At 35.0% G+C, this 16,113-nt stretch carries 15 protein-coding genes; 3 read left to right on the forward strand and 12 right to left on the reverse strand.

Annotation, left to right across the window (positions count from 1 at the left end; all coding sequences use genetic code 11):
* The first annotated feature begins 5 nt into the window (after nt 1–5).
* The 3 genes from AD60_RS03380 to AD60_RS03390 all read left to right on the forward strand — a co-directional run bounded on the left by AD60_RS03380 (nt 6) and on the right by AD60_RS03390 (nt 4,626).
* Entirely contained in the window at nt 6–2,168 is a 2,163-nt protein-coding gene (locus AD60_RS03380) for a Tex family protein (protein WP_103876788.1), read from the forward strand.
* 179 nt (nt 2,169–2,347) lie between these two features.
* A complete protein-coding gene (locus AD60_RS03385; protein ID WP_103927327.1) occupies nt 2,348–3,715 on the forward strand; it encodes an MATE family efflux transporter in 1,368 nt (455 codons plus the stop codon).
* A 26-nt stretch (nt 3,716–3,741) separates the two neighbouring features.
* Nucleotides 3,742–4,626, forward strand: a complete 885-nt coding sequence (locus AD60_RS03390) for a bifunctional enoyl-CoA hydratase/phosphate acetyltransferase (RefSeq protein ID WP_103927328.1) — start codon at nt 3,742–3,744, stop codon at nt 4,624–4,626.
* Between the two features lie 3 nt (nt 4,627–4,629).
* Here AD60_RS03390 and AD60_RS03395 read toward each other — a convergent pair whose 3' ends face one another.
* The 12 genes from AD60_RS03395 to ortA form a co-directional block, all read right to left on the reverse strand.
* Nucleotides 4,630–5,277, reverse strand: a complete 648-nt coding sequence (locus tag AD60_RS03395; RefSeq protein ID WP_103876785.1) for a hemolysin III family protein — start codon at nt 5,275–5,277, stop codon at nt 4,630–4,632.
* Nucleotides 5,274–5,843: a GNAT family N-acetyltransferase gene (locus AD60_RS03400; protein WP_103876784.1), complete on the reverse strand. Its 570-nt coding sequence runs from the start codon at nt 5,841–5,843 to the stop codon at nt 5,274–5,276. The genes AD60_RS03395 and AD60_RS03400 overlap by 4 nt, the downstream gene beginning before the upstream one ends.
* Nucleotides 5,836–6,696 carry a thermonuclease family protein gene (locus tag AD60_RS03405; protein WP_103876783.1) on the reverse strand — a complete coding sequence of 287 codons (861 nt, stop codon included), beginning with the start codon at nt 6,694–6,696 and terminating at the stop codon, nt 5,836–5,838. The genes AD60_RS03400 and AD60_RS03405 overlap by 8 nt, the downstream gene beginning before the upstream one ends.
* Nucleotides 6,693–8,192, reverse strand: coding sequence for a YifB family Mg chelatase-like AAA ATPase (locus AD60_RS03410; protein ID WP_103876782.1), 1,500 nt, complete (start codon nt 8,190–8,192; stop codon nt 6,693–6,695). The genes AD60_RS03405 and AD60_RS03410 overlap by 4 nt, the downstream gene beginning before the upstream one ends.
* A gap of 30 nt (nt 8,193–8,222) precedes the next feature.
* Nucleotides 8,223–9,362: a sugar MFS transporter gene (locus AD60_RS03415; RefSeq protein ID WP_103876781.1), complete on the reverse strand. Its 1,140-nt coding sequence runs from the start codon at nt 9,360–9,362 to the stop codon at nt 8,223–8,225.
* 11 nt (nt 9,363–9,373) lie between these two features.
* Entirely contained in the window at nt 9,374–10,033 is a 660-nt protein-coding gene (nfi, locus tag AD60_RS03420) for an endonuclease V (protein ID WP_103876780.1), read from the reverse strand.
* Nucleotides 10,023–10,511 carry a 2-C-methyl-D-erythritol 2,4-cyclodiphosphate synthase gene (gene ispF, locus AD60_RS03425; protein WP_103876779.1) on the reverse strand — a complete coding sequence of 163 codons (489 nt, stop codon included), beginning with the start codon at nt 10,509–10,511 and terminating at the stop codon, nt 10,023–10,025. Before ispF ends, nfi begins: the two co-directional genes overlap by 11 nt.
* Before the next feature lie 3 nt (nt 10,512–10,514).
* Entirely contained in the window at nt 10,515–11,627 is a 1,113-nt protein-coding gene (dnaN, locus tag AD60_RS03430) for a DNA polymerase III subunit beta (protein WP_103876778.1), read from the reverse strand.
* A 90-nt stretch (nt 11,628–11,717) separates the two neighbouring features.
* Nucleotides 11,718–13,916: a D-ornithine 4,5-aminomutase subunit OraE gene (gene oraE / locus AD60_RS03435; protein ID WP_103876777.1), complete on the reverse strand. Its 2,199-nt coding sequence runs from the start codon at nt 13,914–13,916 to the stop codon at nt 11,718–11,720.
* Nucleotides 13,897–14,283 (reverse strand): ornithine aminomutase subunit alpha, encoded by a 387-nt coding sequence (locus tag AD60_RS03440; protein ID WP_103876776.1) that lies wholly within the window; start codon nt 14,281–14,283, stop codon nt 13,897–13,899. Before AD60_RS03440 ends, oraE begins: the two co-directional genes overlap by 20 nt.
* Nucleotides 14,280–15,698, reverse strand: coding sequence for a 2-amino-4-oxopentanoate thiolase subunit OrtB (ortB, locus tag AD60_RS03445; RefSeq protein WP_103876775.1), 1,419 nt, complete (start codon nt 15,696–15,698; stop codon nt 14,280–14,282). The genes AD60_RS03440 and ortB overlap by 4 nt, the downstream gene beginning before the upstream one ends.
* 87 nt (nt 15,699–15,785) lie before the next feature.
* Nucleotides 15,786–16,103: a 2-amino-4-oxopentanoate thiolase subunit OrtA gene (gene ortA, locus AD60_RS03450; protein WP_103876774.1), complete on the reverse strand. Its 318-nt coding sequence runs from the start codon at nt 16,101–16,103 to the stop codon at nt 15,786–15,788.
* Nucleotides 16,104–16,113: the final 10 nt, after the last annotated feature.

Genomic DNA, 16,113 nt, shown 5'->3' on the forward strand with positions numbered 1-16,113 from the left:
AAGTATTGGATATAATCAAAACAATAACAGAAGATCTGAACATAAAACAATTTCAAACTGAAAACACTGTAGAATTATTAAATGAGGGAAACACCGTACCTTTTATCAGCAGGTACCGAAAAGAAAGAACGGGTAATTTAGACGAAGAAAAGATTAGACGAATAGAAGAATTACTTAAATATTACCAACACTTAGAAGACTACAAAAAAACTGTCTTAAAAAGCATCGAAGAGCAAGGCAAATTAACATATGAACTAAAAGAAAAGATCATCAACACCAAAAAGATGACTGAATTGGAAGATCTGTATCTTCCTTACAAAAAAAGAAAGAAAACCAATGCCGACAAAGCTATAGAAGCTGGTCTTGAACCTGCAGCAAACAAAGTGTTGTTAGGTAATATCAAATCTTTAGATGAATTAGAAGAATTTGTATCTGAGGAATACGATAATATAGACAAAGTGGTAGAAGGAATTTCCTACATAATAGGTCAAACCTTTGCCCATAACAAAGACAATCGGGAAAGTCTAAGAAAGTATTACGAAAAATTCGGAAAAATTCACTCTGAAAAAAAGAAAGAGTTTATAGAAGAAGCCACAAAGTACGATATGTATCACGAATTCACACAAGAAATTTCAAAAATTCCAAATTACAGAGTTTTAGCTTTAAACAGGGGCGAAAAAGAAAAAGTTTTAAATGTAAAATTAATTATTGATGACGAGTGGCTTGATAAAGAAAAAACTAAATACGAAACAGGAAATGAGATCTGCGATGAAATTATATCCAAAGGTTTGAACTATGGTTTCACAAATATGTTAAACCCCTCAATAGAAAGAGAAATAAGACAAAACTTAACAGAAAAAGCAGAAGAAGGGGCCATAGATCTCTTTGCCAAAAATCTCAGGCAATTATTACTAACCCCTCCTTTAAAAAACAAAAGGGTCTTAGCAATTGATCCTGGTTTCAGAACGGGATGTAAAGTTGTGGTATTGGATGAAATGGGAAATTTTCTCGCTAACGATACGATATTCCCCGTTCCTCCACAAAATGATATAGAAAACTCCGAGAAAATTGTGATGAGTTTAATTCAAAAACATAATATAAATCTAATAGCAATAGGTAACGGGACCGCCTCACGAGAAACTCAGCAATTCGTCGTTGACTTAATAAAGAAAAATAATTTGGATCTTAAATATATATTCGTCGATGAATCTGGAGCTTCTGTTTATTCCGCTTCTAGGCTAGCGAAGGAAGAGTTCCCGGAATATGATGTAACTGTCCGAGGAGCTATAAGTTTAGGAAGAAGAATACAAGATCCTCTTGCGGAATTTGTGAAAATAGACCCCAAATCAATAGGTGTAGGCCAGTATCAGCACGATGTCAACCAAAAAAAGTTGAAAGAGAAGCTCGACGCAACTGTGGAAAGCGTGGTTAACCTCGTTGGTGTTAATTTAAACACAGCCTCATATTCTTTATTAGAATACGTTTCAGGAATAACCAGTAGCCTAGCAAAGAAAATTGTCCAATACCGTCAAAAGAATGGCCCATTCCAAAAAAGAGCCGATCTCTTCAAGGTAAAAGGCTTTGGAGAAAAAGCTTTTGAACAAAGTGCAGGATTTTTGAGAATAATAGATGGGGAAAACCCGCTAGAAATGACGGGCATACACCCAGAAAGTTATGAACCAGCCGAGAAATTAATAAATATACTTGGCTACACCTTGGATGATCTAAAAATCAAAGAAAAATTGGACCCATTAAAATTAAAAGTTTCTCAACTTTTAAACGAAAAAGAAAATCTTAAATCAATATCGAAAGAATTGGAAATTGGGGAATATACATTGATCGATATACTGAAGGAACTTCAAAAGCCCGGCAGAGATCCAAGGGATGAAATGCCTGAACCTCAACTTATGGATGATATCCTAAAATTTGAAGATCTAAAAGAAAGTATGAGATTATCAGGTAAAATAACTAACATTACTGATTTTGGTGCTTTTGTAGATTTGGGAATAAAAGAAAACGGCTTGATTCATAAGTCAAACCTTTCTGAAAAATTTGTAGCTCATCCTACGGATATTGTGCAAATAAACGATATTGTGGAAGTAGAAATAATAAGCATTGATAAATCAAGAAGAAGAATAGGTCTAAGATTAGTTAGTATTCAAAGATAAAAACTTTATCTTCATTTTGGGCGTCCTTTTTTATGGACGCCTTTTTCTTATTTATTTTTTAATAATATCTAACTACAAAGCTTAAAATATATACCTTTAATTTTAACCCAAATCCCAAATAATTTGATAAAATATTAATAAGGATAGCGAATTAATTTTCACACTAAAGGTGATAACGAATGAAAATCAAAGATACAGGAAAAGTTGACGTTTTAAAAACATCCATATGGAAAGCTTTATTTACCTTAGCCTGGCCAATCATTTTGACAAATATGATGCATGCGATATATAATATAACTGATGCATATTTTTTGGGAAAGTTAGGCCCTTTGGAATTATCTGTTCCTACCGTAGTTTGGCCTCTGATATTTGTTTTTTTTTCTTTTGCCACAGGATTTTCCTACGCTGGAACCTCTTTGATAGCCCAATATACAGGATACGGCGATCAAAGAAGAGCTGAAAAATCGGCAGCGCAAACTATTTTGGTAATGACGTTTGTGGCTTTAGCCATTATGGCAATAGTGTTGATCTTTAGCAAGCAATTATTATCTCTTTTACGATTGGATAAAAACATATTCGAACTTAGTAATACGTATCTAAAAATAATGGCATTTAGTTTACCTTTCATTTTTTTAATGCAAACGGTAGCGGGTATATTTAGGGGATGGGGAAATTCATTTATAGCCCTGAAATACAACGGTATATCAATCTTGTTGAATGTGACTCTTGACCCTCTTTTCATTTTTCAATTCAATTTAGGCGTATTTGGTGCAGCACTAGCAACTATGTTATCTCAAGTTATTATGTCTGTTGTATTTCTATTTGTATTGCTCAAAGGTAGAAAGGGGTTTAAATTACATTCCAATGATTTTGTCCCTGATCCAAAACTTATAAAAAAAGTGTTATCGGTTGGCTTACCTTCTTCTATTGGTGAAACTTTTACAGCTATAGGATTTGCTATAATTATGGGAGTTATCGCACAATTTGGGCCTATCGTTATTAGCGGATATGGAATTGGAAATAGAATGAACAATTTAATAATTATGTTCGCTATGGGAATATCTTTGGCAACGGTTACTATGACAGGTCAATATGTAGGTGCAAACCAACCTGAAAGAGCTGAGGAAACAGTTAGAAAAGCTTCTTTGGCAACTTTACTGATCGTTGGTAGTGCTTCAATGGTTATGTTTTTATTTGGTCACAATATAACGAAATTTTTCATAAACGATCCTGAAGTAATTAAAGTTGGAGAGGAATTTTTTAGATATGTTTCTTTCTCACTTCCTTTCTTCTCCTTAGTTTCTGTCTTTCTTGGTACTTTAAGAGGTACAGGACATACGATACAATCGACCATTATAGATATGGTAAGATTGTGGGGAATAAGGGTACCTTTGGTTTTTTTCTTAGCTGAGACTCACGGGTACATAGGTGTTTTCATCGCTATGATAATAAGTAATTTCTCTGCTCTTGTATTAGCCTTAGGTTTTCTAGTTTTTGGGAACTGGAAAAAACCTGTAATTGAAGAAGCTTCTCAAAGAAATGCTTAGTATAGTCAACAAAGGAGGACTCTTTCATGAAAAACTTTGAAGAATTGTTGAACAGAGTAAAGTCCAAACCAACAAAGAACGTCGTTCTTGTCTGTGCTGAAGATATTGAAGCTTTGAAGGCTTTATCAAAGGCGAGTGAAGAAGGGTTCGCAAACCCTGTCCTGGTTGGAAATAAAGAAGAAATTAAAAAAAATTTGGAAATTGTTGGAAAGGAATTTGACATTATAGACGCAGAAACTCCACATGAAGCAGCAGAAAAAGGAGTTCGCCTCGTTTCAAGTGGAGCTGCTGATCTGCTTATGAAGGGTAAGATAAAAACCTCTGAGTTGTTAAAAGCTGTTTTAAACAACGAATGGGGATTAAAAACAGGAAATTTGCTTTCTCATGTTGCTGTAGTAGAAACACCTTATTTGGATAGATTACTTTTGATAAGCGATGGTGGAATGATAATCCACCCAGATTTAATGCAAAAGGTTCAAATTATATACAACGCCCTTGAAGTAGCCAAGAACCTTGAAATAAAAACTCCCAAGGTAGCTTTATTAGCGGCGATTGAAGTAGTTAATCCCGATATGCCCGAGACAGTAGATGCCGCTATATTGGCCCAAATGAACAAGAGAGGCCAAATAAAAGGTTGTGTTGTCGATGGTCCTCTTGCCCTTGATAACGCTATAAACGAACAAGCTGCCAAGATTAAAAATATAAACAGTGAGGTTGCAGGTAAAGCAGATATTTTAATTGTTCCAGATATCCATTCGGGGAACTTGTTAGGAAAATCTGCTGTATATTTTTCAGGAGGAAACGTGGCAGGGATTGTAGTGGGAGCAAAGGCTCCCATAGTATTAGTATCAAGAGCCGACAACGATCAATCGAAATTGGCAGCTCTGGCACTTGGAGTTTTAAACTCCTGAGACTCATATAACATAAAAAAACACTGAGAAAAAGTGGCATATGCTTCCTGCAAGTACTATCAAATGCCATAAAGCATGGTGGTATGGGATTTTTCTCCACAGGTAAAATATGGTCCCAACTGTGTAAAGAATGCCTCCTATGACCAACCAAAAGACTCCCCAGAAATCCAAGTTTGTAACTAAAGGTTCCATAGCAAATACAACTAACCATCCCATGGCTATGTATAAAATTGTTGAAAGAATCCTAAATCTTTTAACGAAAAATATTTTAAAAATAATGCCTATAGCTGCCAAAACCCATACCACAGAAAATATAATCCAACCTAGCCTTCCGCTCAACGTAATTAGTGCAAAAGGTGTGTAAGTACCTGCTATTAAAATATAAATTGCCGAATGATCGAAGATCTCAAAAAGATCTTTTATTTTTTTACGTTGAAAGCTGTGATATAGTGTTGAAGATAAATAAAGAATGATCAACGATGAACCATATATAACCGAACTAAATATACTCCAAGGTTGTCTATGAATCGCTGAAAAAACTACCAATAACACTAAAGCAGCTATACTCAACAGTGCCCCTATACCGTGTATAACGGCATTAGATATTTCTTCACCAGTGGTAAATTTTTCGATATTGTCCAAATCTTTCACCCTAATGCTCCTTTCGCATCTTTTATTTCAAGAAATTCTTCTCTCAAAATGTCCATAAATATTATATCGAATCTATTGTTTTTAAAAAACTTTGCTTGCCTTCGCCTACCTATTTCTTTAAATCCAGCTTTTTGGTAAGATCTTATTGCCCTTTTGTTATATTCAAAAACTTCCAACATGATATTATTTAAATTTAAAACGTTGAATCCATAATTCAAAAGCAACTTAATGGCTTGGGTACCATATCCTTTAGACAGATATTCTCTATTCCCAATAAAAATTCCAAGGACAGCCGATTGATTAATTCTATTAATGTCATGCAACCCACAATTACCTATCAGCTCTTCCGTTTCTAAATCCACTATGGCAAAAAAAACATCGTTGCCCTTAGCCATTTTTTCTAAAATGTCTCTTTCTTTAAGCAAAGAAATAATATTATCCTCTACCATCATGTTTTCTGATATTTCTGGGTCATTTAACCATTCCGTGTATTTTTCAAAATCGTCAGGATTAACTGGTGACAAAAAGCATTTTTCTCCTACTACTTTTTTAAAATATTTACCCATACTGTTTATCCCCTTCTTCTCCCTGCACTCCATTCACAAATCTTTTTATCTCAAAAGGAGCCCTTCCCAGTATTTCGTATTGCCCAGTTCGCTTATCAAACCATATTTCTCCCCAGAACATAACTTCTTCCCCAACTAAATCATAGATATCGTAACCATCAAAAAAAGCATCAAACTCCTGTTTTCTTATTCCATAGTAAAAATCTTCGCCTTCAGAGATAATTTTGTAATAATTTTCGCCTTCTTTTATAACATCCTTTACTTTGACCTTCACCCACCTCATTCTACCTAAATCCTTTTGAGTTAAGGCATCAGATTCCACCACTATGCTTTCATCATCGTAATTTTCAAAGATCCCTTTTCTATCTTCATACGCTTGGATATAAGCTTTAACAAATATTTCTTGCTTTTTTGAAGTGTCTTCGTAAAACAAAGGTCTTGCTAATCCATTTTTTAATATTTCTTCGTTTAATAATACTAAGTTACCTTCTTCATCCTCATAATAAACATAAGCCAAAACTCTTCCATAATTATCAAACTTATCATCATCAAACTCTAAATATACGTTTCTTTTTGCAATATTTATTAGTCTATCCCTAACAAATTGGTACGACTTATAGCCATACTCACCAATGGGCTTACTACCGGCTTTGGTCTCTGGAGCGTCTATCCCTATCAACCTGATACTTTCATCGTATTGGTAAGTGTTAATTGTGTCTCCATCCAATATAGAAGAAACTTTTGATTTTTCTAGGTTTTCTATATCTGGTATTGTTATTAATTCTTGTGAATTAGCATAAACTGAGCTTAATAGCAACAAAAGTAACAGAAAAAAAGAAGATATTTTTCTCATATGATTTTTCTCCCCCTGTAATTCAGAGCTTCAGAAACATGACTTATTTCCACATTCTTTGAATCAAAAGTGTCCGCTATTGTTCGAGAAATTCGTACTACCCTGTTTACAGACCTTGCGGTTAATTTCAAATTAATTGCAGCTTGTTTTAGAAAGTCTTCAGCTTTTTCAGAAAGAGCAGCAAATTTCTTCAATTCTTTATTACTAAGTTTTCCATTCAATTTGTTTTGCCTTTTTATCTGTATTTGGAAAGTCTTTGAAACTCTTTCTTTTATCTTTTCGGAGCTCTCTCCATCTTCTTTGGACATAAGTTCATCTATTCTTACCCTCGGTGTATCTATTCTTATATCTATTCTATCCAATATGGGCCCTGAGATTTTTCTGTTGTAATTTAAGATTTGGTTCAAACTACATGTACATTCTATCTCTTTGTCTCCGTAATATCCACATGGACATGGGTTTTGGGAGGCTATAAGCATGAATCTGGCAGGAAAATTAGCAACAGATTTTGCCCTTGTTACTGTCACTTCTCCATCTTCTAGAGGCTGCCTTAGGGACTCAATTACATCTGTACGGTATTCAGGGAATTCATCCATGAATAAAACTCCATTATGAGCCAAGCTTATTTCACCCGGTTTTGGAACGGCTCCTCCTCCTATTATTGAAGCACTTGAGGCCGTATGGTGAGGAGATCTAAAGGGTCTTTTGTCGATTATCGTGTTCATATATCCAGCAACTGAATAAATCATTGTAGATTCGATAATTTCTTCCTTAGTCATATCTGGTAATATTGTTGGAACCCTTTTTGCGATCATTGTCTTTCCTGAACCGGGAGATCCTCTCATTAAAACGTTGTGAAACCCACTGGCTGCTATCTCTATTCCCCTTTTGGCAAAGATCTGACCTTTGATTTCATGAAAATCTAAATTATAGGATTGTTGTACAATATCCTCATACTTAGGGGAGTATTCATCCAAGATACCCAGAGATATATTTTCGATATCCTTCAATCTATCTATAACAACAACCTCATTCTTTGCTACAAACTTGCTCTCCCCCTGATTTCCACGTGGAATTATGAATTTTGCTTGTTGATTTCTTTCTTTTATGTACATCAAGAAAAGAGATATCCCAGAAACTGGTCTAACTTCTCCATTCAAACCAAGTTCACCAAATATATAGTAATCTTCACTTAATTCTTTTATCTGGCCTGAAGCCTCCAACAAGGATACGGCAATTGGTAAATCAAAATGTGAACCATCTTTTCTCATAGAGGTGGGTGAAAGATTCGCAACTATAGATCCGTTGGGGATGGTAAACCCAGTATTTCTAATGGCACTAGTAACTCGCTTCTCACTTTCTAAAACTGATGTGGAGGGCATCCCTACTATTTTAAATGTTTGTTGGGTAGAACGAGAGTTTACGTCGATTTCTACTAAGATATTTTCTACTTTAAAACCGTCTATGCAACCAGTTTTTATCTTAGAATATTTCATCTTCCCCCCCTTTGGGTACGCTTCTTAATTTCAATTTCCATTATCTAATTTTTCCTTACCCAATTTTTGGGTGATAAAAATGATGACAGCAAAAGTTAAAAAAGGAATGGCGTAGGAGATATTAAAATTAATATCACCAATTACCCCCATAGAAGTTGCTATTATCATAGCCCCAATCCCAGTAGAACCAAAAGCCAACCCATTGTACATCCCTAAGATTCTCTTTGGGAGATTTTGATTGGTGTATTTTTGAATACTTGGAAAAATAGCAGCTAGACTAAAACCAATGAAAAGAAAGAAAATAAAGTGTCGAAATATTAGTAACAATGCAAGACTCATTATAAGAGAAATAGAGAAGTACAAAATGGTACCTAATTCCGTTAATTTTCTGTTTAAAAACTCGGTAATAACCCTACCGAATGTAAAAACTACCCAAAACAAACTTATAATTACAGATGAAAATTCTTTAGAATAGTTAAAAACATTATGGAAAAGGTTTCCGCTCCATGTTATTATGCCAATTTCACTTCCGGAATAGAATAAAAATATCAACAATGATAAATAAACAAATCTTTTTCTTATTATACCTGTGGCTTCCTTAAATTTAATCGCCTCATACTTTATGTTTTGAATCGGTTTATAAATTAAAACAAAAACCCAAAGTAAAGAAATTAAAATTAAGTGAATAAAATACACAAATCTAAAATCTAAGTTCATAACTAAAAATAAGCTGACCAAAAGGGGGGCTATTATACCTCCAATTCCAAAACTTGCATTTAAAAATCCAAAATTTTGGATTTCTCTGTCTAGGTGAGAAAAAGCAGAGGTTAAAGTCATAAAAGTAGCTCCTGTGGCTACCCCCAATAAGAAAACTGATAATACAACCATAGGAAAATTAAATGCAGTTGCAAATAAAAACAAACCCAAAATTTGAACAATAAAACCACCTGTCAAAAAATTTTTATAACCTATCTGGGCGATAAAAAAACTACCTATAAAATTAGATAGCATAGTACCAAAGGTACTTATAAACGGTAACGAAGAAGAAATAGTTATGGAAACAGAAAATCTTTCTTGAATGGAAGTCATGAGAGGAGCAAGAGTGTTCATAACCATAGAAAATACAATCATTGAGAGGTATATAAAATTTCTAGTATTTTTTTGGGTCAACAACGTCACCTCTATTTTAAACTTTTGGTGTACAAGTGTGCCTTTCTAGTTATCTCAGGAATTTTATACTTCGTAGCAAAATGATAAGTAAAATCCAAAGCGTTATCGAAATCTACCAAGTTACCCGGAGATACAAATACGGGTTTCACATTATCTCTTGTTCTCAACACTATTCCTATTTTCTCATCTTTATGGTACAAAAATGTGAATTCACCTTTTTTCTTTCCAGGTTCTTCGTATTTGCCAATTAACTTAGATTTAGCGATTCCTATAGTAGGTTTTTCAATAAAAAAAGATGCATGAGTAGCTATGCCCATCCTTCTAGGATGGGCATAGCCTTGGCCATCAAAAAAAACTATATCAGGTTCAATTTCAAGTTCTTCCCAAGCCTTCAAAAAGATAGGAAGCTCTCTAAAAGCAAGAAGTCCAGGAATATATGGTAAGGTAACCTTATCCACGGCATATGTTACATCGATCACCGATAATTTTTTAAAATCCATAGTTACTATAACAGCTAATCCTTCGTCTTCTTGAAAGGAAAGATCAACACCGCTTACTAAGTTTGGTACATCAGAGAAATGACTTAATTTAACCTCTTTAGCTAACTGTTTCTGAATTTTGATCATTTCTTTGGGAGACATATCGAAGCTATGAACGAATTTATATTTCATCAACCTCACCTAATATGGTACAATAAACTTCTATACCTTCGTCTTTTCCACCTATTCCCAGACCATTGCCACTCTTGCCTTTTAAGTTTATTCGGCTCACTTCTAAATTTAAGATACTGGAGGTATTATTTTTTATTTGATCAGATATACAACTGATCTTCACACTATTAGATATGATTACCGCATCTATATTATTTATCTTAACAATATATCTTTTATTAATCAAATCTATAGTCTTTTCTAATAGGATTGAGCTACTGATATTTTCAAATTCTTTACTTTCAGGAAAGTATTCCCCTATCGACCCCAAACCGCACATCCCTAACAAACTATCAATTATTGCATGAAAAAACACGTCTCCATCCGAATGACCCAACAATCCATAACCTTTTGGATGATATATTACAACTCCACCCAATATCAATCTTCTATTTTCAATAAATGGGTGAACATCGTAACCAAAGCCAATTTTTAACATGTTTCAACTTTTCCTTTTTGGCATTATTATAAACATGTAACTGTTGTCTTCTACAGGTTTTAAAATGGTAGGTTTTTCCTCATCCGATATATCAAACTCAAATTCTACAGTCTCTATTCTTTCTAACACTTCCCTGAAATATCTAGGTGAATAAGCGATCTCAAGATTTCTTCCCTCTTGCTCAACATCAATTGATTCTTTTGCCTCACCAACATCCGGTGAACTCGCATAAAATATTATTTTCCCATCTTCAATATTTAATAAAGTATATTCCTCACTTCCCGCTGTGATAGACATCCTTTTCATAATAGCCAAAAATTCTGAGGTTTTAGCTCTGATCTTTGTTATAAAACTCTGGGGAATTATACCCAAATAATTAGGGAACTCGGCATCTATAACGTTAAAAATAAGCCGGTTATTATCTTCTTCAAAATCAAAGAGAACTTGAGAGCCACTTTGAACTACTTTTATCTTCTCTGTCTTTGCAGATGAAAGTATCGTTTTTAATTCATCCATACTTTTTAAGGATAAAAGAAATGGTGAAAGAACATTATCATCTTCCAGTTTACTTTCAGATAGGGCTAATCTATATGAATCCGTGGCGACTAAATTCAAAAACCCACCTTGCCTAAAGTCCCAGTAAACGGCATTTAAATTACGTGAAAGGGAAGAAGAATCTTTTAGTGCGCAAAAAATAACCTTATCGATCATGTTAGTGATGATTTTTCTATCCAATGTAATAGAATTTCCTTTAACGTCGAAAGCCAAGGAGGGAAATTCCTCAGGATCCATGGTAGGTAATCGAAATACAGAATTTCCACCTGAAATCTTCAAAACCCCATCCAAAGTGATCGTAATTGTATCAGAAGTGAGATTTGATAATATTTCCAAAAAAATCGTCTGTTCTACCACAGTGGAAAAATTTTCATCGCTATCTTTAATCTTCATCCATTTGTGAAAACCAGTCTGCAAATCTGTGGCATAAATATGTAACTCATCTTCTTCTACAGCCAACTTTATTCCTTTCAAAATAGGGTTAGCCGTTTTTCTTGAAACAGCATTACTGGTTAATTGGACAGCATTTTTTAAAACCCTCGTATCTATTTCAAAAGACATCAAATTTTCCTCCCTTTGGAAGAATTAGGGTTTCACTATTTTAATTTTACACTAAAAAAAGATTTAAAGCAAGAATAAATTAATTAAAAATTATTCTCTTTCCTCTCTTTCTTTTAGTTTCTTAGCCAAAAAAGTGGCAACGTGATTCCCTTTGGTACCTCTTCCAAAGCCTGCGTCCATGTAATTATTTGTCGCTAAATCATTGGTTATCTGAGTTCCTCCAACGATGAGCAATAATTTATCTCTAACTCCCTTTTCTACAGCAATTTCATGTAATTTTTTCATATTTTCCACATGGACTTCATTATGAGTAATAATCATTGAAGCTAAAACCGCATGGGCTCCAACTTCTATGGCACTATCTATGATTTTTTCTGGTGGTACAGAAGTGCCAAGATAAACGTAGTTTATTCCATATTTTTCTATACCTCCATGTTTTATATCTAGTATTTCCCTGATACCTATGTTGTGTTCATCGTTACCTATAGTTCCGGCCACTACTTTGACCTTGTGCTTACCAAAAAATTCAAAAAGCTCTTCATCACTCATCACATCGTTCTTTTGGGGAAGTTCTAATTCATCTTTTTTAACAAAAAAGGGTACCTTTGCCTTCAATTCGAGATAAGTCCCTTCTGATGGATGTAACACGGCAGAATGAATAACATGAATATCTTCTAATCCCATTTTTTTACATATTTCAACCGCCGCAGCTTTTGCGTACTCTTCAGATTCAGGGATTGTCATATCAAGTTGTATCCAACCATCGTAACCCCATTCAACTTCTGGCTTTATAAGATTGTTTTTTTTGTATTCTTTTATTTCTTGCAATCTTTTTTCGACGTTATCACTCTCATCTAACTCGTCAATAAATTGAATCTTCTCTCTGTTATGTAAGGTACAACCACCGATTAAATCGCAAGGTCTTTCTAATTCTTCAGGCAAAGCATTGTATCCAAAATGTTCACAAACGGGTGCCATATAATCTTTATCCCTTGGTACAACGGAGCCTGCAGCTATTTCTCCGTTCTTTTTTCTGGCTATTCCGTCTCCTGCTCTTTCAGGATAGTATCCGTTATCTACGAACATACCATTTTCTAAGGCTTCAAAATATCCACCCATTTCTATTATCTCTTCAAGCATTAATATTGCTCGCATCTTCAATTCTCTTACTTCTTTTCTTATTTTTTCTTCATCGATTTTGAGGTATTGTTTAATGTTATCCGCTGATATCAATGTATGTTTAGCTGTTTCAACACCCCTTATAGAGTTAACGTGCCAAGGCACATTTCTTCCTTCATCGGGAGTAATAGTAGATTGAATGTCCGCGGAGGTTAATCGAGAAATGAGGGTATTTAAAACATGAATCCTTGTGGCATCGAATAAATCAGATTCAATGTACCTTGTGTTCATTTGAGCTCTGAACTTGTAGCCTTTAAATAGTTCTCTCAATGTTACTGCATAGACCAAGTTGATTCTGAACTCAGGAGAAGGGGAAACTACAGGAGGAACGGTTGATAGAGCGATATTTTCTTTTTTCATGCCTACTTTTAAGGAAAATAGAGAGTTTATACCATGTTGGACCAAAAGTTCCGGCATCACGTTTCTAGCTTTTTTAGCAGAAGCGTTCGCGTTATGGGCACCATCTATTTGTAGTATATTCGCCCAAGCCATCACTTTCTTAGCAATGGCAGCATCCACAAAAGATCTAATTGGATTGATACCTCTGTACAAAATATTGTACTGTGGATCTTGGTGAGCTCCATTAACCCCCTCTTCGGCGAACAACACGGCTATTTCAGGGCCTGCTACACCTGAAACATAACTATGAAAGTTTATAGGCCTACCTACTTCGTCTTCAATTAAATCAAGTGCTTTTCTAGTTGCCCTCAACTGTTTTCTCGTTATTGGTATCCCACCAATACCTTCAGGGGTTCCTTCTATAAGACCGTCTATATGGCTTTGCCCAAGTGTTCTTATGACCATTATATGATCTGCTCCGTGCCAAGCAGCCATGCGCATTCTTCTAACATCTTCCTCAAACCTTCCTGAAGCGATTTCTGATGTTATCACCGTGTCTGGTTGTGGATCTAAGTTATCAAAGTAATGAGCCGCAGGAAGAGGAATTGAGTTTTTCAAATCCTCACTTATCTCATAATAATTAAAATCACTTTTTTTGGTTCCTTCGGGTAATTTCTTCCTCCAAGCCCATCCTTTTCTTCTTGGTGTGTAATGTTCCAAATCGTTTAAAATATCTTCTATGTTGATCTTTTCATTTGGTCGAAGTTTCATTTGAATCACCACCTCTAAAGATATTCTCAACATCATCCCAAAAACGACCGTTTAATAATGCCTCGCCTGCTTCCATTATTCCAATATTTTTTTGTTTTGCAATTTTGTATACTACATTCCCCGCTCCCTTTGATAATAAATTTTCTTGTACAATCTTATCAACCAACGCCTTTGCCTGAAGGGAATTAAACCCCATTCTCAACAAGACAGACCTTTCTATAGAAGGAGAGGTATGCGTTTCTGCCATATTTACTAATGGATCTACTACCTTTTCAACTAATTCCCAAAAATAATTGTCTAATTCCTCATCGGTCATATTTTGAAGTTTCTTTGACCTTTCTTGAAAATCATCGACTCTTTCTTTCATAAAGACTCCTCCCTTAACTTTTTAATCAAGTTTTTTACCGAATCCTCATCTTCTCTTATTTCCTCTGATATAAATTCTATTTCTTTTTGAGTAAAATCCGATTTTCCTAGCCTTTTTATAAGTTGATTTATATACGATTCTTTCAGTTGAGACATTGGAATTTCAATGTAACCTATTTGTGAAGGATCTTCAGGTATCACAATCCTTTCCCCTGGTTTATCATCTTTTATTGGATCGCCCGATATTACTTGAATCCCATTTTCTTTGGCAAATGTGAGTTGAGCACTTGGCAACTTCCCCGCTCCCGTGTATTCTGTTTCGTTTACAACTATTATTTCATCTTCTTTCATTTCCCTTGCCAAAGCAAAAGCCGCAACCAGCGAGGTATTACCAGCAGGCCCCCTTTGTAGCCCTTCGAGTTTTGCGAGTAATTCAGTCATATAGAAGACTTCACCTTGAGTTACAAGAACGTATCTGTCCATATATCTCAAGACCCTTGCCGCATTCCTTGGAACATCGGATCTGTCAGGAAAGACCGCAAACGGGATTCCAAATCCAGTGTGTCCTGTAGTGAAAGACTTTCTATTGAAATCTTTATCGGAAGCCATATGTAAACCTCTTAAATCAACACTTGCACCAATAACCTTGGTTGAATATGCACCAGCTTTTTTTAATCCTCTTGCAGTTCCGGTGGTTAAACCTCCTCCGGCATGTGTGCTTACAACAACATTGGGAAATTTCCCTGTCAATTCTTTGGTTTGATTCGCTATCTCCAAACCTAACGTTTCTATTCCAGCAATGCCGAAAGGCGAGTAAAGCGATGCATTAAAAAATCCTGTTTCTTCAAGAAGAAGAAGGGTATAATAAAACAATTCTGGTCCTACACTTACTTGGATAACTTCACTTCCATACCCAGCACACGCCCTTTCTTTTTCCAAGATTTCAGGCTGACCAACGCCTCGAGAATCGAAACATTCTTGAATTATAATAGATTTTAAACCTCTTTTAGCTGCTTGAGAAGCTACAGCAGCACCATAATTACCACTTGTCGCCGCAATAACGCCTTCATACCCTAATTTTTTTGCCATATATACACTTATAGAAGCCCTTCTATCTTTGAAAGAACCAGATGGGTTAGTCTGTTCATCCTTAACAAAGATCCTAGCTCCTTTTCCTTTATCAGAAAATTTTTTAATCAATTTGTTAATATTTTTTAGTTCAACAAGGGGAGTGTCCCCAACACCTGTTTCTTTTTGAATCCTTTTAATTTCTTCAATTGAAAATCCCAACTCATTCATCATCTTTTCGTAATCGAATGCAATTCCTTCTATTTCATACTTAGTGTAATCAAGTCCTACAGATTTTTTGATGATTTCTATCTGCCTTTCCATCACCGCTTTGTAAGATTTATCCATTTTTTCCCTCCTTTCAAGATATTTGATACCCACCGAACGGAGTAAAGGAACTGGCTCCAGCATTCTAAAATTTCGAATTTAGGCTAGTTAACTCTGAGGCTTTTCGCCTCTGTCTCTAGACAGAAACAGTTTATCCTTGTTAATTTTTAATAATTCGGGAATAGGTTCTCCAAAGTTATGCTCATATTTGGGATTAACTTTTTCCAATTTTCCTTTAACTAATCTCCCAATAGGGGTTTTAATGGTTACGATATCGCCTATTTCAGCCTTTTCATCTTCTAAAAATCCTTTTATTCGAACTTCAAAAGGTACTTTTTTGGTATCTTCCGGCAAATGTGAAACTCTTTCTTCATGATTTAAAGCAATGTAATGAATTTGAACCCAGTCACCTTTTTTTATCTCCATAAATTCGACC

The sequence above is a fragment of the Petrotoga sp. SL27 genome, from assembly GCF_002924605.1.
GTDB lineage: Bacteria > Thermotogota > Thermotogae > Petrotogales > Petrotogaceae > Petrotoga > Petrotoga sibirica.

Coding starts and splice junctions, on each gene's coding strand:
- AD60_RS03385 (WP_103927327.1), top strand. CDS start 2,348: ATGAAAATCAAAGATACAGGAAAAGTTGACGTTTTAAAAACATCCATA.
- AD60_RS03390 (WP_103927328.1), top strand. CDS start 3,742: ATGAAAAACTTTGAAGAATTGTTGAACAGAGTAAAGTCCAAACCAACA.
- AD60_RS03400 (WP_103876784.1), bottom strand. CDS start 5,843: ATGGGTAAATATTTTAAAAAAGTAGTAGGAGAAAAATGCTTTTTGTCA.
- AD60_RS03405 (WP_103876783.1), bottom strand. CDS start 6,696: ATGAGAAAAATATCTTCTTTTTTTCTGTTACTTTTGTTGCTATTAAGC.
- AD60_RS03410 (WP_103876782.1), bottom strand. CDS start 8,192: ATGAAATATTCTAAGATAAAAACTGGTTGCATAGACGGTTTTAAAGTA.
- nfi (WP_103876780.1), bottom strand. CDS start 10,033: ATGAAATATAAATTCGTTCATAGCTTCGATATGTCTCCCAAAGAAATG.
- ispF (WP_103876779.1), bottom strand. CDS start 10,511: ATGTTAAAAATTGGCTTTGGTTACGATGTTCACCCATTTATTGAAAAT.
- dnaN (WP_103876778.1), bottom strand. CDS start 11,627: ATGTCTTTTGAAATAGATACGAGGGTTTTAAAAAATGCTGTCCAATTA.
- oraE (WP_103876777.1), bottom strand. CDS start 13,916: ATGAAACTTCGACCAAATGAAAAGATCAACATAGAAGATATTTTAAAC.
- AD60_RS03440 (WP_103876776.1), bottom strand. CDS start 14,283: ATGAAAGAAAGAGTCGATGATTTTCAAGAAAGGTCAAAGAAACTTCAA.
- ortB (WP_103876775.1), bottom strand. CDS start 15,698: ATGGATAAATCTTACAAAGCGGTGATGGAAAGGCAGATAGAAATCATC.
- ortA (WP_103876774.1), bottom strand. CDS start 16,103: ATGGAGATAAAAAAAGGTGACTGGGTTCAAATTCATTACATTGCTTTA.